General features: G+C 68.7%; 22 protein-coding genes. 10 read left to right on the top strand and 12 right to left on the bottom strand.

The window, feature by feature from the left end; all coding sequences use genetic code 11:
• Window positions 1-64 precede the first annotated feature (64 nt).
• Both ACTZQ5_RS08610 and ACTZQ5_RS08605 read right to left on the bottom strand, forming a co-directional pair.
• Window positions 65-1696, bottom strand: coding sequence for a beta-helix domain-containing protein (locus ACTZQ5_RS08610; protein WP_443584761.1), 1632 nt, complete (start codon window positions 1694-1696; stop codon window positions 65-67).
• Window positions 1697-1993: 297 nt separating this feature from the next.
• Window positions 1994-3334, bottom strand: coding sequence for an alkyl sulfatase dimerization domain-containing protein (locus ACTZQ5_RS08605; RefSeq protein WP_443584760.1), 1341 nt, complete (start codon window positions 3332-3334; stop codon window positions 1994-1996).
• A gap of 309 nt (window positions 3335-3643) precedes the next feature.
• On the opposite strand from ACTZQ5_RS08605, the gene ACTZQ5_RS08600 reads away from it, so the two are divergent.
• Window positions 3644-4249 carry a pseudouridine synthase gene (locus ACTZQ5_RS08600; RefSeq protein WP_443584924.1) on the top strand — a complete coding sequence of 202 codons (606 nt, stop codon included), beginning with the start codon at window positions 3644-3646 and terminating at the stop codon, window positions 4247-4249.
• On the top strand, window positions 4246-5082 hold the full coding sequence (locus ACTZQ5_RS08595; RefSeq protein WP_443584759.1) for a 23S rRNA (adenine(2030)-N(6))-methyltransferase RlmJ: 837 nt from the start codon (window positions 4246-4248) through the stop codon (window positions 5080-5082). The genes ACTZQ5_RS08600 and ACTZQ5_RS08595 overlap by 4 nt, the downstream gene beginning before the upstream one ends.
• Window positions 5083-5183: 101 nt before the next feature.
• Here ACTZQ5_RS08595 and ACTZQ5_RS08590 read toward each other — a convergent pair whose 3' ends face one another.
• From ACTZQ5_RS08590 to ACTZQ5_RS08570, 5 genes are all read right to left on the bottom strand, one after another.
• Window positions 5184-6152 (bottom strand): FAD:protein FMN transferase, encoded by a 969-nt coding sequence (locus ACTZQ5_RS08590; protein WP_443584758.1) that lies wholly within the window; start codon window positions 6150-6152, stop codon window positions 5184-5186.
• A complete protein-coding gene (locus tag ACTZQ5_RS08585; RefSeq protein WP_443584757.1) occupies window positions 6152-7015 on the bottom strand; it encodes a DUF4198 domain-containing protein in 864 nt (287 codons plus the stop codon). The genes ACTZQ5_RS08590 and ACTZQ5_RS08585 overlap by 1 nt, the downstream gene beginning before the upstream one ends.
• Window positions 7016-7032: 17 nt before the next feature.
• A complete protein-coding gene (locus tag ACTZQ5_RS08580) occupies window positions 7033-7512 on the bottom strand; it encodes a DUF2271 domain-containing protein (protein WP_443584756.1) in 480 nt (159 codons plus the stop codon).
• Between the two features lie 11 nt (window positions 7513-7523).
• A complete protein-coding gene (locus ACTZQ5_RS08575; protein ID WP_443584923.1) occupies window positions 7524-8177 on the bottom strand; it encodes a PepSY-associated TM helix domain-containing protein in 654 nt (217 codons plus the stop codon).
• Window positions 8178-8250: 73 nt separating this feature from the next.
• A complete protein-coding gene (locus ACTZQ5_RS08570; protein ID WP_443584755.1) occupies window positions 8251-9414 on the bottom strand; it encodes an acetyltransferase domain-containing protein in 1164 nt (387 codons plus the stop codon).
• 162 nt (window positions 9415-9576) lie between these two features.
• On the opposite strand from ACTZQ5_RS08570, the gene ACTZQ5_RS08565 reads away from it, so the two are divergent.
• From ACTZQ5_RS08565 to fghA, 4 genes are all read left to right on the top strand, one after another.
• Window positions 9577-10683 (top strand): S-(hydroxymethyl)glutathione dehydrogenase/class III alcohol dehydrogenase, encoded by a 1107-nt coding sequence (locus ACTZQ5_RS08565; protein ID WP_443584754.1) that lies wholly within the window; start codon window positions 9577-9579, stop codon window positions 10681-10683.
• 219 nt (window positions 10684-10902) lie between these two features.
• Window positions 10903-11286, top strand: coding sequence for a VOC family protein (locus tag ACTZQ5_RS08560; protein WP_443584753.1), 384 nt, complete (start codon window positions 10903-10905; stop codon window positions 11284-11286).
• Window positions 11283-12152: a formyltetrahydrofolate deformylase gene (gene purU, locus ACTZQ5_RS08555; protein ID WP_443584752.1), complete on the top strand. Its 870-nt coding sequence runs from the start codon at window positions 11283-11285 to the stop codon at window positions 12150-12152. Before ACTZQ5_RS08560 ends, purU begins: the two co-directional genes overlap by 4 nt.
• The gene (fghA, locus tag ACTZQ5_RS08550; protein WP_443584751.1) at window positions 12149-12985 is read left to right on the top strand and encodes an S-formylglutathione hydrolase; all 837 of its coding nucleotides are present in this window, start codon (window positions 12149-12151) and stop codon (window positions 12983-12985) included. The genes purU and fghA overlap by 4 nt, the downstream gene beginning before the upstream one ends.
• 124 nt (window positions 12986-13109) lie before the next feature.
• On the opposite strand, the gene ACTZQ5_RS08545 is transcribed toward fghA, so the two are convergent.
• Complete coding sequence (locus ACTZQ5_RS08545) at window positions 13110-13418, bottom strand: polyhydroxyalkanoic acid system family protein (protein WP_443584750.1); 309 nt, start codon at window positions 13416-13418, stop codon at window positions 13110-13112.
• Window positions 13419-13545: 127 nt separating this feature from the next.
• Window positions 13546-16017 (bottom strand): glycoside hydrolase family 31 protein, encoded by a 2472-nt coding sequence (locus ACTZQ5_RS08540; RefSeq protein WP_443584749.1) that lies wholly within the window; start codon window positions 16015-16017, stop codon window positions 13546-13548.
• Between the two features lie 272 nt (window positions 16018-16289).
• Here ACTZQ5_RS08540 and purL point away from each other — a divergent pair, with 272 nt between their 5' ends.
• From purL to bfr, 3 genes are all read left to right on the top strand, one after another.
• Window positions 16290-18509 carry a phosphoribosylformylglycinamidine synthase subunit PurL gene (purL, locus tag ACTZQ5_RS08535; RefSeq protein ID WP_443584748.1) on the top strand — a complete coding sequence of 740 codons (2220 nt, stop codon included), beginning with the start codon at window positions 16290-16292 and terminating at the stop codon, window positions 18507-18509.
• Window positions 18510-18772: 263 nt separating this feature from the next.
• Window positions 18773-18943 (top strand): (2Fe-2S)-binding protein, encoded by a 171-nt coding sequence (locus ACTZQ5_RS08530; protein ID WP_443584747.1) that lies wholly within the window; start codon window positions 18773-18775, stop codon window positions 18941-18943.
• A 112-nt stretch (window positions 18944-19055) separates the two neighbouring features.
• On the top strand, window positions 19056-19571 hold the full coding sequence (gene bfr / locus ACTZQ5_RS08525; protein ID WP_443584922.1) for a bacterioferritin: 516 nt from the start codon (window positions 19056-19058) through the stop codon (window positions 19569-19571).
• A gap of 160 nt (window positions 19572-19731) precedes the next feature.
• Here bfr and ACTZQ5_RS08520 read toward each other — a convergent pair whose 3' ends face one another.
• A complete protein-coding gene (locus ACTZQ5_RS08520) occupies window positions 19732-20106 on the bottom strand; it encodes a glycine zipper 2TM domain-containing protein (protein ID WP_443584746.1) in 375 nt (124 codons plus the stop codon).
• A 43-nt stretch (window positions 20107-20149) separates the two neighbouring features.
• Complete coding sequence (locus ACTZQ5_RS08515) at window positions 20150-20815, bottom strand: peptidylprolyl isomerase (RefSeq protein WP_443584921.1); 666 nt, start codon at window positions 20813-20815, stop codon at window positions 20150-20152.
• A 370-nt stretch (window positions 20816-21185) separates the two neighbouring features.
• On the opposite strand from ACTZQ5_RS08515, the gene ACTZQ5_RS08510 reads away from it, so the two are divergent.
• A complete protein-coding gene (locus tag ACTZQ5_RS08510) occupies window positions 21186-21884 on the top strand; it encodes a type 1 glutamine amidotransferase (RefSeq protein WP_443584745.1) in 699 nt (232 codons plus the stop codon).
• Between the two features lie 31 nt (window positions 21885-21915).
• Here ACTZQ5_RS08510 and ACTZQ5_RS08505 read toward each other — a convergent pair whose 3' ends face one another.
• Window positions 21916-22341 (bottom strand): Hpt domain-containing protein, encoded by a 426-nt coding sequence (locus ACTZQ5_RS08505; protein WP_443584744.1) that lies wholly within the window; start codon window positions 22339-22341, stop codon window positions 21916-21918.
• Between the last annotated feature and the right edge of the window lie 47 nt (window positions 22342-22388).

Raw genomic sequence — 22388 nt, 5'->3', positions numbered from 1 at the left:
GGGCAGCGTTGCCGCCACCCCGGAACCCAAGGCTGTGACGGGGCGGCGCGCCGCCCCTGGGTCATCAGCGGCCCTGGCAGGCGAAGTAGACCGAGTTGAACGACGGCGGGCCGAAGTCCTGGAGCGCCGAGTCCGCCGGGCGCACCGTGCTGCGGCCGCCGCTGGTCTGTTCGCCGGCGACGATGTTGACGCAGGCGACGTTGTTCACCGTCTTCACGATGCCGTTGACGAAGCGCATGTCCGATCCGCCGCGCTGACGGATCGCGGCCGGCGCCAGCGCGGTCTGGATGAAGGTGAAGTTGGCATAGGTGGCGAAGGTGCGCGGCAGCAGGTCCTCGGCGTTGTTCGAGTCGATCTCGGTCGAGAAGCTGTCCACCGTCGCGCCACCGACGCGCTGCGCGGCGATCATGAACTGGATGAAGCCGCGATAGCCGTTGTCGATATCGAAGCCGTCGTCGTCGGCGCCGGTGATCGCGATATATTTGAGGTTGCTGGTGCCGCCGAAGATCTCGATGCCGTCGTCGGCCGAGTTATGGCTCTGGATATGATCCAGCACCGTGCCCGAGCCGGTCGCGCCGAGCGTCAGGCCCTGCAGCTCGTTGCCGTCGCTGATCGCGATGCCCGAATAGCGGATCTGCACGTAGGACATCTGGCCGCTCGAATCCGCGGCGTTGCTGCCGCCGTAGAAGCGGCCGGTGACGCCCTCGATCGCCAGCTGGCAGGGAACGCCGGTGGTGCCGCCGCTGCCCGCCGCGCACACCGCGGTCGGCGCGCGGCCGAGCAGGATGATGCCGCCCCAATGGCCCTGGCTGGTTTCCGATTCGCCGGTCGCCGAGGTGACGTTCTGCTGCGAGGTGAAGATGATCGGCGCATCGCGCGTGCCGATCGCGTTCAGCTTCGACCCGCGGTTGACCAGCAGCAGGTCGTTGGTCGATTCGTTGGCATTGGCGAAGACGGTGACGCCCGGTTCGATCGTCAGCGTGACGCCGGTGCCGCCGGTCGCGCCGAGATCGGTGCCGACCTCCGTCTGCCCGGTGAAGCGATAGGCGATGCCGGGGATACGCGGCAGCGTGAGGCTGGTGGTGATCGCCTGCGGGATGTCGCAGACCTTGAAGCCGCCGACCGTCGCCGCGGTCGCGGAACCGGCCGCGCCGCTCGCCGTCGCCGTGCCGGTCGGGCAGGCCGCGCCGCTCGCCAGCGTGCCGATCGCCGGCACCGCGGTGCAGCGCGCGCCCGATCCGCCGAACTCCGCCGCGGTCGAATTGCAGGTCCAGCCCTGGAAGCTGGTGTCGTTCGGGCCGTTGAGCGCGCCGACATAGTTGGTGCTGGTGAAGAAGCTGCTGATCGTCGACGGATCGACCGCCGTGGTCAGCGAGGTGGCCGACACCGGGTAGACCCCGTTCAGCTGCGCGCCGGTGCCGTTGACATTGTTGTTGCTGCCGGCGTTGACGATGGCGAGCTGTTCGTCGGCGGTTACCGAGATGCCGTTGACCGCGGTGACGGCGGCGAATTGCGCGGCGGTGATCGCGGTCGGCGTGGGGGTGGGCGCGGTCGGGCTCGGCGTCGGTGCCGGCGGCACGATCGTCACGCTGCCGGCGCCCGGCGAGGCGACGTTGTCGGCACCGCCGCAGCCGGCCAGCGCGAGGCAGGCCGTGGAGGCCATGAGGAAAGTGCCGATGCGCATGTTGCTCGCCATGATCGAAAGCTCCCGGTCGATGATCGTTGGTGCGATCGGCCAAGGCTCCCCCTCACGCCGATCCCTGCCGCGGCGCCTAGGAGCGTCGCGTGACGCCTGCGTGAGAGTTCGGCGACGCTTTCGTTACGGCCGCGCGACAGTTTCGTGACGGCGGGTGCCGGGGATGGTGCGAGAAACTGAAAAGCGTGCCTCTCACGGGGCTGACGCCCGCTTACCCTTGCCCTTTGCGATCGCTGCCGATGTGTGTATCAATCGCTTGCGCAGGCGTCCGGGTTTCGCCGGATCGGGACACACCGTTCACCGGCGCGGGTCATCTTTCGACAGATGCGCGGCAACCGACAGATACCAGTTGCGCGCGATGGCGTTGCCCTCGCGCTTGCCAAGCTCGGTAAGCGCCCGAGCCTTGAGGCTTTTCGCCGCGACATCGGTCCCGTCTCCGACCAGCACGAGGTCTGCCAATTCCGCCGCCCAACGGTATTTACCATCACGCAAGGCGGCTTCTCCCGCCGCGATCGCACCGGCCTTGCCGCCGATCATCGGCAGCAGATCGGCCGCGCGCGCCCTGGCCGACAAGGGGAATACATCCGTCGCATTCCCGTCGAACCAGCCGAGTTCCGCGGCATAGATGCCCCGGACCATCCATTCGACCGTGCCGTAATATTGCCGCAGCCAGGGGTTGGCGGCGAGCGCAGGCGTCAACTTCACGGTACGAACCAATGCGTCCGGCCGCTCGCCCCGCTTCATCCCCGACAGGGTCTGGTCGTTGATGGAGCGAATGGCGTCGCGATAGGCAGCGACGACACCGTGCACCTCCGCCGCGCCCGTGATCGGTCGCATGTGGCCCGGCAGCAGGACCGCAGGGTCCAGCGCGAGGATCGTGTCGAGGCTGGCGATCCACTGCCCGGGCGGACGCATCGGTGCGCCGCGGATCGGCGCGATGTTCGGGAAGGTCTTGAGCACGTCGTCGCCCGACGCGATCACCCGCTTTTCGGGCAGCCAGATCGAGATGGAATCGCCCGCCTCGCCAGGGGTGGGAATCACCTCCAGCGTGACGCCGGCGACCGTCATCGTCTCACGCGTGGTGACGACGCGGGTCGGGGCAAGATAGCCCGCATCCGTCGGCGGAACTTCGCGCCCATATTCCTGCTGGACGCCGGCATTGATGTAGAGCGCGTCGGGCACCTTCATGCCGAACTGGTCGGCGCCGTCCTGGTCGGGCCGGCCGATCGGTGTCCTGACACCAGCAAACCCGGCGATGATCTGTGGATGATCGTCGCCGGCGAAGACGCTCGCGCCGCCGGTATGGTCGGGGTGCGAGTGCGTATAGAAGATCGCACGCACCGGCCCCTTCGCAACCGTGGCGAACACCGTCCTGATCGTGCGTGCCTGGGTCGGATTGGGCGACGTGTCGACGATGATGACGCCATCCTTGCCTTGGATCAGGATGACATTGCTCGCGGCATAGCCGACTGCGATCCAGACGCCATCGGCGACGCGGATCAGATCCCGCCGGAACTCGGCCGAATGGGCCCGCAACTCGGCCGGTGTCACGTCCGATTGGGCCGCTTGCGCGCTCGGTGTCACGACCGCCAAGGCCGCGGTCAGGAGCAGGGATACGCCCGGTCGATGATGGCTCACTCTCGTCCTCCTTCACAACGCCAGCCAGACGCTATCTCCGGCATGGGCGGCAAGCACGCGGCGATGGCGCATCGTCAAGGCTTCGGCGCGATCGCCCCTGATGTTCCAGACGATAGGCCGGGATGCGGCGGAAGTCGTCAATCGAGTATCCACGCATGCAGCGTTCGATCGACCAGGTTCGGCCCCGTAGCCGACCGGCCGACGCTCGCTGGCAGACCGACCGGCAGCGTCGGCCGAGTCCGGCGGACGCAGCCCGTTCGGCGGCATGCGCCAGAAGACATGGCCGCAGCCGAACGATATGAGCGCGCGATGACCCGGCTGCTCCTGTTCAACAAACCCTTCGGGGTGCTGTCGCAATTCACCGACCGGGGATCGCCATCGGCTCGGTCGACATTGTCGGACTTCATCGACGTGGAGGGCGTCTATCCCGCCGGGAGGCTCGATCGGGACAGCGAAGGCCTGCTGCTGTTGTGCGACGACGGGCGACTGCAAGCGCGCATCGCCGACCCGCGCTTCAAGATGCCCAAGACATACCTCGTGCAGGTCGAAGGCGATCCGCAGGAACCGGAACTGGAGCGCTTGCGGCGGGGTGTCCAGTTGAAGGACGGCCTGACCCTGCCGGCCGATGTCGTGCGTATCGACGCACCCGACCTGTGGCCGCGCGATCCACCGATACGCCAGCGCAGGTTCATCCCCGACAGCTGGCTCGCGATCACCATCCGCGAAGGGCGCAACCGGCAGGTGCGCCGGATGACGGCGGCGGTCGGGTTGCCCACCCTGAGGCTGGTCCGCTGGTCGATCGGCGACTGGTCCGTCGCCGGGATCGCGCCGGGCGAGTTCCAAGAGCTTCCGGGTTCGGGCGGAGCCGGTAGCAGGAATCATAAGACAGATCGGCAGGATTCTGGATTTCGATGAATTATCGCCATTCCTTCCATGCCGGCAACAGCGCCGACGTCGTGAAGCACAGCCTGCTGATCGCCCTGATCCGGGCGTTGCAGCAGAAACAGGGTGCGTTGACCCTGATCGATACGCATGCCGGTTGCGGGCTCTACGACCTTGGCGGCGAGCAGGCCCAACGCACCGGTGAAGCCGCACACGGCGTGGTGCAGGCCTTTGCCGATCCGAACCCCTTGCTGGACGATTATCGCGCCGCGGTGCAGGCGGTGAACGTCGGGATGGAGCCGCGCCTCTACCCCGGCTCGCCGCGGTTCCTAGCGCAGCTCTTGCGCCCGCACGACATGCTGATCCTCAACGAGAAGCATCCCGAGGATGCGCGCGCACTGCGTGGTGCGATGCGCGGCACGCCGGCTGCCGTGCATGAACGCGACGCCTACGAACTGTGGCTGGCGATGCTGCCTACCCGGACGGCGCGCGGCGTGGTGGTGGTCGACCCGCCGTACGAGCAGCCCGACGAACGCGCCCGCATCACCGCCACCCTCGCGGCGGCTCACCGCAAATGGGCGCATGGCGTGACGGTCATCTGGTACCCGCTGAAAGATCGAGCGACGCACCAGCAGTGGAAGGGCGACTTGCGCCGGCTTGCGATCCCCAAGTTCCTGTCGGTGGAGCATTGGCTGTATGATGCCGATCGCCCCGGCATCTATAACGGCGCGGGCCTCTTCATCGTCAATCCACCCTATGCCTTCATGCAGGCGCTGCCGCCTCTGCTGGAGGCCCTCCGCGTCGCGCTGGCGCCGGAAGGGCATCGGGGCGAGATCACAGCCGACTGGCTGGACGATCGCAGATGAGCACGGGCTGGGCCATCCAGGCCGGCTGGTGACGCCGGTCTGTTTCCAACGGACCGGCGGGCGCGCTGCAAGGCTGGAAGACGTCGGCGACTGTCCGCGGATCAGTCGGCGAGCATGGCCAGCAACGCTGGGGTGAGATGTTCGTGCGGCGGCTCCGCCGTGACGATCCGCGCCGGCAGTCCTCCGGCGGTCGCGAGCGCCAGTCCCTGCGCCACCCCCATGACGGTCAGCGCCGTCGCCCAGGCGTCTGCCGCCAGCGCGGTGTCGGCGATCACGCTGACCGAGACGATGCCGGTGTCGGCCGACCGTCCGGTGCGCGGATCGAGCGTATGCCGGCCGCGGCGATAGTCTCCCGAGGTCGCTACCGCGAGCCCGTGCAGCGCGATGCGGAGCGGCGCCAGGTCGATCCCCGGCGGCGTCTCCAGGTCGACCCACCACGGCTGGCCATCGGGGCGCACGCCGCGCCCGACCAGTTCGCCGCCGATCTCGACCAGCGCGTGGACGATGCCCATGCCGCCGAGCAGGTCCGCCACCGCATCGACGGCGAAGCCCTTGGCGATCCCCGACAGGTCGAGCGACAATCCGCCGGGTTGGCGCAGCCGGCGGTCGCCCGGCGACCAGTCGAGCCGCCGGTATCCGGACGTGGCCCGCGCCGCCGCCAGCGCCGCATCGTCCGGCGGTTCCGCCACCGGATGCGCGCCGAAGCCCGACAGGTCGACCAGCCGGCCGATCGCCGGATCGAACGCGCCCCCGCTGGCCGCGGCGATGCGCAGCCCCGCCGCGATGACATGCGCGAAATCGGGCGGCAGCGTCGCCCAGCTGCCCGCCGGTGCGGCGTTGAAGCGCGACAGCAGCGACGTGGGCGACCAGTGGCTCATCTCGGCAACGATGCCGTCGAGCCGCACCGTCACGGCGCGCTGCACCGCCGCCGCCTCCAGCCGGCCGGGCAGCGTCGCACGGACGCTCCAGCGCGTCCCCATCGTCTCGCCGCCGAGATCGGTGACATGCGCGGCGGGATCGAGGCACGCCAGCGCAGCGCCGTCGATCACCGCCGGCAGGGCGATGCGCATCAGGGGGTGAGCACTTCCAGCGTCGTGACGTAGCTCATCCGGCGTTCGGTGGCGCGCGGCGTCGTCGTCTTGCCGTCGGTCGCGGTGGCGTTGAGCCAGTACATGCCCGCCGCCGGCCAGGTGACGCTCAGCACGCCGTCGGCACCCGTTGTGAGGTTCATCGCGCCTTCGTCGTTGCGATAGCGCTTGCCGCCGGGGATGACGGTGACCTTGAGGCCCGGCGCCGGCTTGCCGTCGATCAGGAAGCGGAACTTCGCCGCCTCGCCCGCGACCAGTTCGTCGGGATGGGTGATCGGCGCGAATTCCAGTCCCTTGCCGGTCGGCTTGAGCACGGTCGTGGTCGGCGCACCGGCGGTGAGGAACACCTCGTTGCGCGAGGAGACCTCGGTCAGCTTCACGTCGGTAGCGTTCGCCGGGATGTCGGCGACGGTCAGCGGCGCGGGCTGCCCCGGGCGCGGTGGGCCGCCCCGGCCGCCGACGCGCTTTTCGACGCCGTCGGCCTTGAAGCTGCCCATCACGCCGGACATCTGCGTGCCGACCTTCCACGTCCCCGGCTTGTCGAGTTCGACGTCGAAGACCGAGCGGTAGCGGCCGGTGGCGCCATTCTGCAACTTGCCCTCGCTGCCGTCGGGCTGCCACACCTTGACGGCGTCGAGGCGCAGCGGCTGGTGATCGAAGAAGAACAGGTCGTTGGAGACGGCGGCGTCGATCGTCGCCCAGTTGTCCGTGCCGGAAAACACGGTGCCGGACGGCAGCATCCACATGCGGTGCGCCGACAGCATCGTCGGCACGGCGATCAGCGCGGCGGCGGCCAGCAGGCGCACGGGCAGGCGCACGGGCAGGCGCGTGGCGAGACGGTTCATGGCTATTCCCCTTCTTTTTAGCGAGCGGAGACGGTGACGGCGCCGAGTTCGGACTTGCCGGTGGCGCGGGCGGCCGGATTGGGCACGGTCAGCGGCAGGGTGACGAGTTCGCGCCCGCCGGTTTCGCGCGCCGCCTCGACGTTGAGGACGTAGGCGCCCGGCTTCAGATTGTCGGGCAGCTTCACGCTATATTGCCCCGGTGCGCGGGTCGCCCCGGTGATGCCGTCGGCGGGGACGGTCATCGACCGGCCGCCCTTGCGCCACCAGGCGCGCAGGTCGGCGAGATACTTGGTGCCGGCCTCCTTGCCGGTCTTCTTCGTCTCGTACCACAAGGCCACCGTGCGCATCGCGCCGCCGCCCGCCGGCTCCAGCCAGATCGCGACATAGGGGCGGTGATATTCCGCCACATCCTGCTTGGGGATGGTGACGGTGACGGTGGATGCGCTGGCCGGCGCGGCGATGACGCCGCCGAGCAGGGCGAAGGTCGATGGACGCATGATATTCCCCCTTAGTGAATGAAGAGCAGGATCAGCAGGGCCGGGATCGCGACGCCGGCCGCGACGATCGGCCAGGTCGAGCGCCGGTGGCGGGCATGCAGCTGGAGCAGCAGCAGCCCGGTGAGCGTGAACAGGATGCAGGCGGCGGCGAAGACGTCGAGGAACCAGCTCCACGCGGTGCCGGCGTTGCGGCCCTTGTGCAGGTCGTTGAGCCAGGCGATCCAGCCGCGGCTGGTGACTTCCGAGGTGATCGCGCCGCTCGTGCGATCGATGCTGACCCACGCGTCGCCGCCCGGCCGCGGCAGCGCGATATAGACATCGGCGTCGGACCATTCGCCCGGTCGGCCGGCGGGATCCAGCCCGACCGCCTGCTCGACCGCGGCGGCGACGCGTGGCGGCAGCGGGCTGTCGGGCGCCCTCCCCTGCAGGTCGCGCAGCAGCGGCGGCGGCAGCGTCGCCGCCTTGTCCGTCACCACCGGCGTCGCACCGATCGACGCGGCATGGTTGAGCGTGATGCCGGTGATCGCGAACAGCAGCATGCCGACCAGCGACACCGCGGCGCTCATCCAATGCCAGGTGTGGAGCTGCTTCAGCCACCAGCCGCGCCATTTGCGCCTGGGATTGGCGCGCCGGGTTGATGCGGCAGCCGGGGCGATGGATTCGATACGGGTCACCGCCCCCGATTAGCGGGGCGGTGCGACCAGTTCAATATTCTTGCGAATGATTATCATCCGCACCTTACAAATAGCGCATCCAGGCCTGCCCACTGCGGCGCTTGAGCGCGGCGAACCAGCGGGTCGCCAGCCACAGCGGCGGCACCAGCGCCGCGGCGATCAGCCACAGCCAGCCGACGCCGGGCACGTCGCCGGGTCCGGTGGCGAGCCGTACCAGGTGGAGGACGTAGAGGTGCAGCACGTAGAAGAAGAGCGGCGCCCCGCCCAACACCGCCAGCCAGCGCCCGCCCCGTTCCGGCCAGACCGCCAGCAGCAGCGCGGCGATGCCCAGGGTGAGCAGCAGGAAATCGAGCGAGGGCGGATATTTGGTCAGGTTCAGGAATGCCATGACGCTGACCAGCGGCGTCGCGCCCGCCACCCAGGGCGTCGGGTCGCCATAGCCGTTGATCCCGCGGATCAGGCAAAAGGCGACGAGCAGCCCTGCCCCAGCCGACACCAGCAGCCGCGTGCGCTTCGCCTCCGGCATACTCGCGGCGAACCATGGCCCCACGGCATAGCCCAGCGCGATCACGCCGATCCACGGCAACACCGGATAGGACGTCCGCACCCGCACGCCCTCCCACAGGTCGATGAAGCCGCGATCGTGCAGGATCGCCCACAGCGCATGCCCCGGTGCCTCCGGCGGAAACGTGACGGGATCGAGCAGGTTGTGGCCGGCGACGATGGCGATGCCGATGCCGGCGATCCACGTGCGCGGCAGATGGACCAGCGCGGCGAGCGCGATCATCGACCAGCCGATCGCCCAGATCACCTGCAGGAAATAGGTGTCCGGCGACAGCGAGAAAGACCAGCCGAACCCGACCACGGTCAGTTCGAGCACCACGAGGAACAGGCCGCGCTTGAGCAGGAACGCCGCCGTCTCCGCGGGCGTGCGACGGGCGCCGAACAGCCAGGCCGATGTGCCGGCGAGCGCGATGAACACCGGCGCGCACAGATGCGCGGCCAGCCGGGTGAAGAACAATCCCGGCGAAGTGACGGCAAGGTCCATCGGATCGGACACCTGATGGCCGAAGAAGAAGAATTCGCGGCTATGATCGACCAGCATCAGCAGCATGACGAGCCCGCGCAATCCGTCGATCGATCCGATCCGCGTGCCTGTCGCGGCAGTGGCGGCGGTCGCGGTCGACACCCTGGGTGGGAATGGCAGGATAGCGGCGGCGGTCGGCATGATCGGGCTCCTTGGTGCAACGCTATGATATAGCATCACCCGTAACGCAACCGCCGATGCGTCCGGATGGGGCGGATCGGCGGCGGGCGGGCCGCCATCGCCGCTTGCCCCCGGTGCGGCTGAGGCGTTAACCGCCGCGCCAGCCAATGCGGGAGTTTAGCCATGAAGACACGTGCCGCCGTCGCGTTCGAAGCGAAGAAGCCGCTGGAGATCGTCGAGCTGGATCTGGAAGGCCCGAAGGCCGGCGAGGTGCTGGTCGAGATCATGGCGACGGGCATCTGCCACACCGATGCCTATACGCTGGACGGGCTCGACAGCGAGGGGCTGTTCCCGAGCGTGCTGGGCCATGAGGGCGCCGGCATCGTCCGCGAAGTGGGCGCGGGCGTCACCAGCGTCGCCGTCGGCGACCATGTCATCCCGCTCTACACGCCCGAATGCCGCCAGTGTAAGTCGTGCCTCAGCCAGAAGACCAACCTGTGCACCGCGATCCGCGCCACGCAAGGCAAGGGGCTGATGCCCGACGGCACCACGCGCTTCAGCTACAAGGGGCAGCCGATCTTCCACTATATGGGCTGTTCCACCTTCTCGAACTTCACCGTGCTGCCGGAGATCGCCGTCGCGACGATCCGCAAGGACGCGCCGTTCGACACCAGCTGCTACGTCGGCTGCGGCGTGACGACGGGGGTCGGCGCGGTGGTGAATACCGCCAAGGTGCAGCCGGGCGACACCGTGGTCGTCTTCGGGCTGGGCGGGATCGGCCTCAACGTCATCCAGGGCGCCAAGCTGGCGGGCGCGACGATGATCGTCGGGGTCGACATCAATCCCGACCGCGAGGACTGGGGCCGCCGCTTCGGCATGACGCATTTCGCCAATCCGCGCGATGTGGGCGACATCGTCGCGCATATCGTCCAGCTCACCGACGGTGGTGCCGACTACAGCTTCGATGCGACCGGCAACACCGACGTGATGCGCCAGGCGCTGGAATGCTGCCACCGCGGCTGGGGCACCAGCGTCATCATCGGCGTCGCGGAAGCGGGCAAGGAGATCAGCACCCGCCCGTTCCAGCTCGTCACCGGACGCAACTGGCGCGGCACCGCCTTCGGCGGCGCGCGCGGGCGGACGGACACGCCCAGGATCGTCGACTGGTACATGGACGGCATGATCCAGATCGACCCGATGATTACCCACCGGCTGACGCTGGAGGAGATCAACAAGGGCTTCGACCTGATGCACGCCGGGGAAAGCATCCGCTCGGTGGTGATCTACTGACCAGTGCTCCGCCCCCCTGCCACCTTTGTCATCCCCGCGCAGGCGGGGATCCATATTGGCTGACGTTTCGGCTCCTCCCGCAGGCCGTCGTGATTATGGATCCCCGCCTGCGCGGGGATGACGTCGGAACAATGACAGGCTCAGGCGCCCAACATCCGGCGTGACGGCGGGGCCGCAATGCCGCTACCACGCAACCACGACACACACAGGAGAGGCACCATGTTCAGTCACGTCATGCTCGGCACCGACGATATGCCCGCGTCCAAGGCCTTCTACGATGCGACGCTGGCAACGCTGGGCGTCGGCCCCGGTCGCAGCGATGCGAAGGGTCGTACCGCCTATATGCACCCCGGCGGCACGCTGATGCTGAGCCATCCGATCAACGGCGAGCCGGCCTGCCACGCCAACGGCGGCACGGTCGGCTTCGCGGCGTCGTCGCCGGAGGCGGTGGACGCATGGCACGCGGCCGGCACGGAAGCGGGCGGCACGCCGATCGAGGATGCGCCGGGCGTCCGCCAGTCGCCGTTCGGGCCGCTCTACCTCGCCTATCTGCGCGATCCCGCCGGCAACAAGGTCTGCGCGATGCACCGCATGCCGGCATGAGCGAGCGGCGCGCGGTCCAGGTCCTCACCCTCACCTGCCAGGACCGCGTCGGCATCGTCGCGGCGGTGGCGGGCGCGCTGGCGGGGATCGACGGCTTCATCCTCGACAGCCAGCAATATGCCGATCTGGAGACGGCGCGCTTCTTCATGCGCGTCGCCTTCGTGCGCGGCGGGGACCGGTTCCCGGCCGAGCCCGCGGCCGTGCATGCCGCCCTCGCGCCGGTAGCGGAGCGTTTCGGCTTCGACTGGAGCCTCACCGCCGCCGCCGACCGGCCGCGCGTGCTGATCGCGGTGTCGAAGGGATCGCACTGCCTCAACGACCTGCTGCATCGCTGGCAGACGGGGGCGCTGCCGGTGGAGATCGCCGGCGTCCTGTCCAACCACGATGCCCTGCGCGGGCTGGTCGAATGGCACGGCCTGCCGTGGCATCACCTGCCCGTCGATGCGGCGACGCGTGCGGATCAGGAGGCGGCGATCCTGGCGCTGATGGACGGGGCGCAGGCCGATTATCTGGTGCTCGCCCGCTACATGCAGGTGCTCTCGCCCGCACTGGTCGCGGCGCTGGCCGGGCGCTGCATCAACATCCATCACAGCTTCCTGCCCGGCTTCAAGGGCGCGCAGCCCTATCACCGCGCCCATGCCCGCGGCGTCAAGCTGATCGGCGCCACCGCGCATTTCGTCACCTCCGACCTCGACGAAGGGCCGATCATCGAACAGGCGGTGGAGCGCGTCGATCACCGCGCGAGCGTCGACGACCTGATCCGCATCGGCCGCGACATCGAATCGCAGGTGCTCGCCCGCGCCGTCGCCTGGGTCGGCGAACGGCGCGTCTTCCTCAACGGCAACAGGACGGTGGTATTCCGATGACGATCGAGACGGTTTCCAGCGCCAGGGCGTTCGGCGGCACCCAGGGCGTCTACCGCCACGAATCCGCGGCGACCGGCACGCCGATGACCTTTTCGGTATACGTGCCGCCGCATGACGAGGGCGCGCGGCTGCCGGTGGTCTGGTATCTGTCCGGCCTCACCTGCACCCACGCCAACTTCACCGACAAGGGCGAATACCGCCGCGCCTGCGCCGAACTCGGCCTGATCTTCGTCGCGCCCGACACGAGCCCGCGCGGCGAGGGCGTGGCGGACGATCCCGCCTATGACTTCGGCCAGGGCGCGGGCTTCTACGTCGATGCGACCGAGGCGCCTTGGGCGCCGCATTTCCGCATGTGGTCCTACGTCACCGAAGAACTGCCGGCGCTGATCGGCGCGAATTTCCCCGCCGACACGCGCCGCCAGTCGATCATGGGACATTCGATGGGCGGCCATGGCGCGCTGACCATCGGCCTGACGCTGGCGGAGCGGTTCAAGGCGGTGTCCGCCTTCGCGCCGATCGTCGCGCCCGCGCAGGTGCCATGGGGCGAGAAGGCGCTCGGCGGCTATCTGGGGCAGGATCGTGCCGCGTGGCGCCGCCACGATGCGGTCGCGCTGATCGAGGACGGCGCGCGGGTGCCGGCGCTGCTGGTCGACCAGGGCGATGCCGACCAGTTCCTGAGCGAGCAGCTGAAGCCGCAGCTGCTCGCCGATGCCTGCGCCGCGGCGGGGATCGACCTGACGCTGCGGATGCAGCCGGGCTACGACCACAGTTATTATTTCATCGCGACGTTCATGGCCGACCACCTCGCCTGGCACGCGGCGCGATTGGGGTAGGGCTGCCCCCGCCCGTCATCCCCGCGCAGGCGGGGATCCATACTGGCTGACGGCGCTGCTCTGTCAGGCGCCGTCGTGATTATGGATCCTCGCCTGCGCGGGGATGACGGTGAATCGGGAAAGCTCAGCCCTTCGCCAGCATCTTTTCCGCGCTGGTCTTCACGAAGTCGGCGATCGGGCCGGACATCATCGCCAGCATCATCGGCACCTTCACCGTACCCGCCACGTCGCGCTCGCCGACAGTCATGTCGACCGCCACCTTCTGCCCCATCGCGACGATCGCCAGCGTCAGCGCGTCGTCGCCGGTCCAGTGCGCATCCACCGTGCCGCCGCCGGGGATGTGCTGCGCGAGCTTGGGCAGCCCCGCCTCGATTCGCCGTCGCGCCTCGTCGCGGCCGAGGGTGTGGGGAATGTCGAAGGGGATGTTGGCCATGGGTCGTCCGAAACGAGAGGGGGTGTCACTCACCCTCACCCTTCCGCGGCGGGACGCCGCTCCCTCCCTCTCCCGATGGGAGAGGGAAAAGACGCCGAAGGCGGCGAAGGGTGAGGGTGCGCCCCCCCTATCGCCGCGCGATCGTCACGTCACCCGCCCGGCGCTGGTCGGGTAGCGTAAAGGCGAGCGTCGCCGCCGCGGCATCGGCCTGCGCCGTCACCGGCCGGCGCGCCGCGGTTACCTGCCCCTCCCCGTCCCAGCCGTGGACCACGACCCGCATCTGCTTCCACCACGGGCGATAGCGGCCGGTGCGGGCTGCGAAGCGCAGCGTGATCCCCGCGGGCGTCACCGTGCAGGTCATCGCCTGCCGCAGGTAATCGCCCCTGGTGTAGGCCATCGAGTGGCCGTCGTCGGCGTAGAGGTCGCCATGGCAATCGTCGCCGGGATAGACGTCGAGCTGCAACGGGCCATCCGGCACCTGCGCACTATGCTGCACGAGCGGCTGGCGGGGCAGGATGGTGCCGGCGCGGACGAACACGGGCAGACGGTTGAGCCGCGGCGTCTCGGTCACCCGGTCGCCGAGCACCGTCGCCTGGCCCGTCGCCTGCGTCGCCGACTGGATCTGGCCGGGGCCATCCTGCCGCTGCGGCACGCCGGCGCGGCTGCCGGTCCAGTAATCGTACCAGCCGCCCGCCGGCAGGCACACGTCATAGGCGCGCGGCTGTTCCGGGTTGGGCGGCGGCGCCACCAGCAGCGCACCGCCGAGCGTGAACGTCCACGACTGGTCGCAGCCCATGCGCAGCGCAGCCGGATAATCGTAGAACACCGGCCGCAGGATGGGATCGCCGGTGCGCGCGTTGCGGTCGGCGAGCGCGTAGAGATAGGGCATCAGCCGGTAGCGTTCCTCGACGAAGCGGCGGCGGATGGCGAGGTGCTCCGGCCCGTCGACCCAGGGCTCGGCGCGCGGCGTGCCCTTGGCGCTGTGATCGCGGAACACGGGGTAGAAGGCGCCGATCTGGAACCAGCGGGTGAGCAGGTCCGGGCTCGGCCCGCCGGCGAAGCCGCCGACGTCGGCCGCGCCATAGGAAAAGCCCGACAGGCCGAGGTTGATGATCTGCTGCACCGACAGCTTCAGGTGATCCCAGGTCGCCAGATTGTCGCCCGTCCAGGTCACCGCATAGCGCTGGCCGCCGGCATAGCTCGCCCGCGTCATCACGAAGGCGCGCTCGTCGGGGACGAGGCGGCGCAAACCGTCGTAGGTCGCGCGCGTGTTCTGCATGCCGTAGACGTTGTGGATCTCGGCATGGCTGGCGGTGCGGGGCGCGAAACCGTCGCTGGCGATGCGGTGGACGACATCGTCCGGCATCGTCTTGGTCGGCGTTTCGAAGATCGCCGGCTCGTTCATGTCGTTCCACGCGCCGGCGACGCCCATCTTCACCTGATCGTTGAACAGGGTGCCGTACCAGTCGCGCACCTTCGTTTCGGTGAAGTCGGGGAACACCGACGGGCCCGGCCATACCGGCCCGACGTACACCGAACCATCGGCGCGATGGACGAAGGCGTCGCGCTTCGCGCCCTCGTCATACGGGCGATAGCCCTGGTCGGGCGCGCGGGCGACGTGCAGGTCGGTGATCGTCACCACCTTGAACCCGTCGCGCTTCAACGCGCCGAGCAGGCCCTTCATGTCCGGAAACGCCTTGGTATCGACGGTGAACGGCCGGTTGCGGTCCTGCCAGTCGATATCCAGCCACAGCACGTCGGTCGGCACCCGCTCCTGCCGCAGCCGCGCCGCGACGGTGCGCAGTTCGTCGGCGGTCATGTAGCTGTAGCGCGACTGCTGGTAGCCCAATGCCCATTGCGGCACGAGCGGCGCCTTGCCGGTGAGGTCGGTGTAGCGGCGCACCACCTCCGCCGTGGTCGGTCCGGCGATCAGGTAGTAATCGATCGGCCCGTCCGGCCCGCCGAAGCTCAGCGTCGTCGCATCGCGATGGCCGAAATCGAACCACGTCCGCCACGTGTTGTCAAGGAAGATGCCGTAGCTGCCCCCCGCGCCGCCGACGCCGAGGAAGAAGGGGATCGATTTGTAGATGGGATCGTCGCCGCTGCCGAAGCCGAAGGCATCGGTGTTCCAGTCGACGAAGCTCTTGCCGCGGCGGTCGAGGCCGCCGGTCTTGTCGCCCAGGCCGAAATAATGCTCCGCCTGCGGCATCGTCTTGGCGAGCGTGAAGGCGGTGCCGTCGAGGCGCACCGGTGTCGCATCGGCGGAAATGACCTGGCCGGCGAGGTCCTCCACCGTCATCCGTCCGTCGGCGGCGAAGCGGACGCGCAATGCCTTGGTCGCGAAGCCGTCCGCGGCGGGGGCGACCGCGACATGGGCCGCCCGCGTCGCGGCGTCGACCGCCCAGCTGGCGTCTTCCGGCATCGCCCCGTCGCGCGCCACCCGCACGCGCAGGATCGAATCGGTCAGCGCCACGACGCGGACGGTCGCGGCGCCCTGCCGCACCTCGGCGCCGTCGGACCGCGCGGTCACCTGCTGCGCAAAGGCCGGCGCGGCGGCGCTCGCGAGGGCGGTCATGGCCATCAGGGTGGCGGCGCGCATCGATCTCTCTCCCGGTTGTCGCGGCCGGTCTGATCGGTGGAGGAGGGAGCGTCAACGATGCGGGGGCAAGCATACGTATGCAGCCAACCCACCGTCACCCCGGACGTGTTCCGGGGTCCACTCCGCGGCGAGGGGAATAGCTAGAGCCTCTTGCTTCACCCGAGTGGCCAAGTGGACCCCGGAACACGTCCGGGTGACGAACGGATGTGATCATGGTCCCCCACCCGCCACGGGAGGTGACGAAGCGGCCCCGCCCCGCTAAGGCGCCGCGCATGACCGAGATCACCGCCCAGATCGTCGCCGACCACGGCCTGTCCCCCGAGGAATATGACCGCGTCCTCCACGCGCTCGGCCGCGAGCCGAACCTCGTCGAGCTCGGCATCTTTTCGGTGATGTGGTCCGAGCATTGCTCGTACAAGTCCAGCCGCATCCATCTGAAGAAGCTGCCGACCGAAGGCCCGCAGGTGATCTGCGGCCCCGGCGAGAATGCGGGCGTCATCGATATCGGCGACGGTCAGGCGGCGATCTTCAAGATGGAATCGCACAACCACCCCAGCTACATCGAACCCTATCAGGGTGCGGCGACGGGCGTCGGCGGCATTCTGCGCGACGTGTTCACGATGGGTGCGCGGCCGGTGGCCAACATGAACGCGCTGCGCTTCGGCCGGCCCGATCACCCGAAGATGCGCCACCTCATCAGCGGCGTCGTCCACGGCATCGGCGGCTACGGCAATTGCGTCGGCGTGTCCACGGTCGGCGGCGAGGTGAACTTCCACCCCGCTTATGACGGCAACATCCTGGTCAACGCGATGACCGTCGGCATCGCCGACACGGACAAGATCTTCTATTCCGCCGCGTCGGGCATCGGCAATCCGATCGTCTATGTCGGCAGCAAGACCGGCCGCGACGGCATCCATGGCGCGACCATGGCGAGCGCGGACTTCGGCGAGGATGCCGACGCCAAGCGCCCGACGGTGCAGGTCGGCGACCCCTTCACCGAAAAGCTGCTGATCGAGGCGTGCCTGGAACTGATGGCGACCGACGTCATCGTCGCGATCCAGGACATGGGCGCCGCCGGCCTCACCTCGTCGTCGGTCGAGATGGCGTCCAAGGGCGGCGTCGGCATCGAGCTGGTCATGGACGACGTGCCGCAGCGCGAGACGGGCATGACCCCGTACGAGATGATGCTGTCGGAATCGCAGGAGCGCATGCTGATGGTGCTGAAGCCCGGCCGCGAGGCCGAGGCGGAGGCGATCTTCCGCAAATGGGAACTGGATTTCGCCGTCATCGGCCGCGTCACCGATACCGGGCGGATGGTGCTCACGTGGCAGGGCGAGACGGTGTGCGACATTCCGCTTGGGCCCCTCGCCGACGAAGCGCCGCTGTACGACCGGCCGCATGTGCCGACGCCCAAGCCCGCGCCGCTGGAGAATGCGCCGGAAAGCCGCGACATCGCCGCCGACCTGCTGACGCTGATGGGCTCGCCCGATATCGCCAGCCGCCGCTGGATCTGGGAGCAATACGACCACATGGTCGGTGCCGACACGGTGCAGGCGCCGGGCGGCGACAGCGCGGTCGTACGCGTCCACGGGACGACCAAGGCGCTGGCGATCACCACCGACTGCACGCCGCGCTATTGCTTCGCCGACCCGGTCGAGGGCGGTCGCCAGGCCGTCGCCGAAGCATGGCGCAACCTGACCGCGGTGGGCGCGACGCCGCTCGCCATCACCAACTGCCTCAACTTCGCCAATCCGCAGCGGCCCGAGATCATGGGCCAGATCGTCGGCTGCCTGGAGGGCATGGGCGAGGCGTGCCGCGCATTGGACTTCCCGATCGTCAGCGGCAACGTGTCGCTCTACAACGAATCCAAGGCGACCGGCGGCGGCTCGGCGATCCTGCCGACCCCGGCGATCGGCGGCGTCGGCCTGCTCAAGGACTGGACGAAGAACGCGACGATCGCCTTCAAGGGCACGGGCGACGTGATCCTGGTCGTCGGCAACCGCGGCGGTCACCTCGGCCAGTCGCTCTACCTGCGCGAATGCCACGGCCGCGAGGAAGGCCCGCCCCCGCCCGTCGACCTCGCCGCCGAGCGCAAGGCCGGCGACCTGATCCGCAGCGCGATCGCCACCGGGCAGCTGTCGGCCGTCCACGACGTGTCGGACGGCGGCATCGCCGTGACGCTCGCCGAAATGGCACTCGCCGGCAATATCGGCGCGATGATCGACCGCAAGCAGCCCTTCGGCTGCGCCCGCTCCTTCTTCGCCGAGGACCAGGGCGTCTATGTCGTGACGGTGGAGGACCACGCGCTGCTCGACTTCCTCGGCGCCGCGCATGCAGCCGGCGTCGAGGCCGAGCCGCTGGGCCGCACCGGCGGCAAGCGCCTGATCTTCGAACGCCCCGATCGCGACGACGTGGTGACCCTCGACGCACTGCGCGCCGCGCACGAGGGCTTCTTCCCCAAGCTGATGGGGGTCGACGGGGCACTGGCCTGAGTCCTCCCCCGCCAGGGGGAGGTGGCGCCGCGCAGCGGTGACGGAGGGGGAGGTAAGCGACGTCCCCTGACGGAGCCTTCGTCGTTTACCTCCCCCTCCACCACTCGGCTACGCCGAGCGGTCCCCCTTCCCCTGGCGGGGGAGGAGTTACGCAGATGCGCAGATGCGACGAACCGAGCATCAGCGACTGCGAATCACTCGCACAGGCACTTGCGACCGTTTCGCATTAGCCCTATTCCCCGGGGTGAAGCGAAGGAGCGTTCATGGTCGTCTGCGTCTGCAATGCCATCCGCGAATCCGAGGTCCGCGCCGCGGCGCGCAGCGGCTGCATGACCGCGTGCCAGGCGTATAGGTCGCTCGGCTGTGCGCCGAAATGCGGCCAGTGCACGGTGGTAGCGCGAGCCATTATCGATACCGAGCGCGCTGCTGCATAACGTTCGCAGCCACGAAAAACCGCAGATTTCCGCCATTTTCCGGGTTGCCGCAGGGCCGACCCGGCGCCTAATATCGGCCGGTACGACGATATAAGGTGTTGGAGCCATGGCGATGAAGGGCGACCCGCGGGTCATCGAATTTCTGAACGAGGCGCTCAAGAACGAGCTGACCGCGATCAACCAATATTGGCTCCACTACCGGATGCTCGACCATTGGGGCGTCTACAAGCTCGCCCAGTACGAGCGGATGGAATCGATCGACGAGATGAAGCACGCCGACTGGCTGTCGGAGCGCATCCTGTTTCTCGATGGCCTGCCCAATTTCCAGCTGCTCGGCCGCCTGCGCATCGGCGAGACGGTGGAAGAGGTGCTGCGGTCGGACCTCGCGATGGAGCTGGAATCGGTCGAGCAGCTGAAAGGCGCGATCGCCTATTGCGAAGAGGTGAAGGACTATATCAGCCGCGACCTGTTCGCGCGCATCCTCGCCAGCGAGGAAGAGCATGTCGACACGCTGGAGCGCCAGTTCGAGATGATCGAGCGGATGGGCATCCACAATTACGTGCAGCTGAATTCGATCAGCGAGCATGATTCGCCCAAGTCCGGCGCCGCGCCGTATCTGAAGGGGTAATCGCGGAACTCCTCCCCCGCCAGGGGGAGGTGGCACCGCGCAGCGGTGACGGAGGGGGAGGTAAGCGGCGAACGCCGTGATCGCGGACAGGCCCCCTCCACCATTCGCTTCGCGAACGGTCCCCCTCCCCCGCTGAAGCGAGGGAGGAATCAGAACAGGGTCAGCGGCACTTGACCTTGCCGCGATCGACCGACCGGCCGAGCAACGCACCACCGCCCGCGCCGAGCAGCGTGCCGAGCGTGCCGCCACCGACGAGATTGCCGAGCACGCCGCCACCGACGGCGCCGACCACCAGGCCGGTGGTGCCGTCGTTGCGCTTGCAATAGGCCCGACCGTCACGGCCGCGGTAGATACGGTCGTTACGTCCCAGCCGCCGCTCGCGGTAGCGGCCGTCGCGATAGTGATCCGACGGTTCCCAGTTGCGATCGTTGTCGCCCTGCCAACGATAGTCGCCACGCTGGGCCATGGCGGGGGCCATCGTCACGGGCGATGCCATGGCGACGACCGCCAGCGCGGCGAGAAGTCCGGTCTTCATCGGTGATCCTCCTTGCGATGATCGGGGATAACCGCAGGGATCTTCATTTGGTTGCAGGGGCGTTCCGCGGCGCCGCCGGCTTGGTCTTCACCAGCCAGGGTTTGACGAGGCCGGTCGGGCGCGGCGTGCCGTTGAGGCGGCGGGCGGCGATCAGCTTGACCGGCTGCATCAGCAATTGCCCGCCCATGCCGCCGCCGGTCGGCTGCGCCAGGATCCGCCGCAGCACCGGCATCCCCGACACGACATGGCCGAAGGCGGCATAGCCGGGATAGCTCCCCTTGGCGTCCATGCTGGGGATCGCACCCAGGGTGATGAAGAAATTGCCGCCGGCCGATCCCGCCTCCGCCCGCCGCGCCATCGAGATCGTGCCGTCGAGGTGCTTGATCCCGGTCATCGTCGTGGTTTCGAGCGGGAACGGCGGCAGGATACGGCGCGCATCGGTCCGGATGCCGCCCTGCACGAAGCCGCGACCGGGCGCGCTGCGATTGCGGGCGGCGCGGTAGAAGGTCATGCCGTCGAACCGCTTGTCGTCGACATAGCCCATGAAGTTCGCGACCGTCTGCGGCGCGCGCTTCGCCTCCAGCGCCAGCACGATCGGGCCATAGGCGGTGTCGAGTCGCACGCGGACGATCGCGGGTTCGCGCGCCTGGGCGGCAGGGGCGATCGCGAGCCATGCTGCGGCTGCGAGGGGAACGAGGAAAGGACGCATCATGCCTCCGCGCTATGCGCTCCTCGCCTTCGGCGCAACAGCCGCGAAAACGCCCGTCGAATCAGACGATTGCTTGGAACAAAACGCTGATTGCGCTTTTTGCAGTTGCGGAGAATCGTGCTGCGGCGCACAACGACTGTGCCTTTCAGGCATCCTCTCCTAAAAACTTTCCGGCCGGTCTTTGACCGGCCTTTTTTTTGGCCGCCGTCCCGCGTAGGGGGTCGTCACCCAAAGACGCGCCGTCAACGAGATATACGGAGCGGAGCCGCCGGTGAAACCGGCACCGGCGCGTCGGGTGCGGGGGATCGAGTCCATCGGCGTATCCGGATTCTCCCCCGCGGTTCCTTCCGCGCAAGGCTGATCCCGACCCATGCATATCGGCATCCTCGAAACCGGCGCGCCTCCCGGCGATCTGGCCGCCGTGCATGGCAGCTATGGCGCGATGGTCGCCCGCCTGCTCGGCCCGCAGCATAGCTACACCTGTTACGACGTGCGTGCCGGCGTGCTGCCGGAGCGGCCTGACACGTGCGACGCCTATGTCGTCACCGGCTCCGCCGCCGGGGTGAACGACGGACTGGCGTGGGTGGAGCGGCTCGCGAATTTCCTGCGGGCGGCGCGCGGCCGGGCGCGGCTGATCGGCATCTGCTTCGGCCATCAGATCATCGCGCATGCCTTTGGCGGAACGGTGGTGAAGGCGCCGCAAGGCTGGGGACTCGGCCTGCACCGCTATGATCTCGCGCATCCGGTCGTCGGCCTGCCCGATCGGGTGAGCGCGATGGCGTCGCACCAGGATCAGGTGGTGGTGGCCCCCGCCGGAGCGACGGTGCTGGCGGAAAGCGCGTTCACCCCCTGCGCCGCTTTGGCCTATGCCGATGGCGCGGCACTGACGCTGCAATTCCATCCGGAATTCGATGCTGCCTATGCCTGTGCGCTGGTCGCGGCACATAGCGCCCCGGATATCGGCGACGACCTGCGCGCCGGTGCGATCCGATCGCTCGATGAGGCCAGCGACAATGCAGGCATCGGCGCCTGGCTCAACCGCTATTTGGAAACCGGCGCCGCGGCCTGACCGGGTATGGTCACCGCGTCGCGCCCGCGCGTCAGACCCCCGTCGTCCGACGACCGAAACCGCCATTGCCCAGCGGACGGCGCGACACCAGCGGATTGGCCTCGCGCTCCAGCAGCGCCAGCGTTTCGAAGAACAGCGGGCGCAGGCGCACGACATGCTCCAGCGCCTCTTCGCAGGTGTCCTGACGCTCGACGCAGCCGCGTGCGATCTCCTCGATCGTCTCGGCGACCGCGGCGAGCGGTTCGGCCCCGAACTGCCGCGCCTCGCCCTTCAGCGTGTGCGCGGGGATGACCATCGCGGCGGAGCTGTGCGATCGCATCGCCTGCTCGATCGCCGCGACGGATTTCACCCCGTCCTCGCGGAAATAGCCGAGGATGCGCACGAATCCGGCGCCGAGCTCGCTGCGCGCCTGCGCAAACGCCGCCCAATCCACCAACGTGCTGCCTTCGAACGACACTGCCTTCTCCCTCGGCCGCGGGACCCACCCCGCTCAGGTTCGGGATC

The sequence above is a fragment of the Sphingomonas cellulosilytica genome, assembly GCF_052321755.1.
Lineage (GTDB): Bacteria > Pseudomonadota > Alphaproteobacteria > Sphingomonadales > Sphingomonadaceae > Sphingomonas.
This window is presented reverse-complemented; position numbering and strand designations above follow the sequence as displayed.

Excerpts from the sequence above, each read along its gene's own strand:
- ACTZQ5_RS08530 (WP_443584747.1), top strand. The coding sequence starts at position 18,773 with ATGGTCGTCTGCGTCTGCAATGCCATCCGCGAATCCGAGGTCCGCGCC.
- ACTZQ5_RS08510 (WP_443584745.1), top strand. The coding sequence starts at position 21,186 with ATGCATATCGGCATCCTCGAAACCGGCGCGCCTCCCGGCGATCTGGCC.
- ACTZQ5_RS08585 (WP_443584757.1), bottom strand. The coding sequence starts at position 7,015 with ATGAACCGTCTCGCCACGCGCCTGCCCGTGCGCCTGCCCGTGCGCCTG.
- purU (WP_443584752.1), top strand. The coding sequence starts at position 11,283 with ATGAGCGAGCGGCGCGCGGTCCAGGTCCTCACCCTCACCTGCCAGGAC.
- ACTZQ5_RS08520 (WP_443584746.1), bottom strand. The coding sequence starts at position 20,106 with ATGAAGACCGGACTTCTCGCCGCGCTGGCGGTCGTCGCCATGGCATCG.
- fghA (WP_443584751.1), top strand. The coding sequence starts at position 12,149 with ATGACGATCGAGACGGTTTCCAGCGCCAGGGCGTTCGGCGGCACCCAG.
- ACTZQ5_RS08515 (WP_443584921.1), bottom strand. The coding sequence starts at position 20,815 with ATGCGTCCTTTCCTCGTTCCCCTCGCAGCCGCAGCATGGCTCGCGATC.
- ACTZQ5_RS08545 (WP_443584750.1), bottom strand. The coding sequence starts at position 13,418 with ATGGCCAACATCCCCTTCGACATTCCCCACACCCTCGGCCGCGACGAG.
- ACTZQ5_RS08565 (WP_443584754.1), top strand. The coding sequence starts at position 9,577 with ATGAAGACACGTGCCGCCGTCGCGTTCGAAGCGAAGAAGCCGCTGGAG.
- ACTZQ5_RS08610 (WP_443584761.1), bottom strand. The coding sequence starts at position 1,696 with ATGGCGAGCAACATGCGCATCGGCACTTTCCTCATGGCCTCCACGGCC.
- purL (WP_443584748.1), top strand. The coding sequence starts at position 16,290 with ATGACCGAGATCACCGCCCAGATCGTCGCCGACCACGGCCTGTCCCCC.
- ACTZQ5_RS08540 (WP_443584749.1), bottom strand. The coding sequence starts at position 16,017 with ATGCGCGCCGCCACCCTGATGGCCATGACCGCCCTCGCGAGCGCCGCC.
- ACTZQ5_RS08560 (WP_443584753.1), top strand. The coding sequence starts at position 10,903 with ATGTTCAGTCACGTCATGCTCGGCACCGACGATATGCCCGCGTCCAAG.
- ACTZQ5_RS08580 (WP_443584756.1), bottom strand. The coding sequence starts at position 7,512 with ATGCGTCCATCGACCTTCGCCCTGCTCGGCGGCGTCATCGCCGCGCCG.
- ACTZQ5_RS08600 (WP_443584924.1), top strand. The coding sequence starts at position 3,644 with ATGACCCGGCTGCTCCTGTTCAACAAACCCTTCGGGGTGCTGTCGCAA.
- ACTZQ5_RS08570 (WP_443584755.1), bottom strand. The coding sequence starts at position 9,414 with ATGCCGACCGCCGCCGCTATCCTGCCATTCCCACCCAGGGTGTCGACC.
- ACTZQ5_RS08595 (WP_443584759.1), top strand. The coding sequence starts at position 4,246 with ATGAATTATCGCCATTCCTTCCATGCCGGCAACAGCGCCGACGTCGTG.
- bfr (WP_443584922.1), top strand. The coding sequence starts at position 19,056 with ATGAAGGGCGACCCGCGGGTCATCGAATTTCTGAACGAGGCGCTCAAG.
- ACTZQ5_RS08590 (WP_443584758.1), bottom strand. The coding sequence starts at position 6,152 with ATGCGCATCGCCCTGCCGGCGGTGATCGACGGCGCTGCGCTGGCGTGC.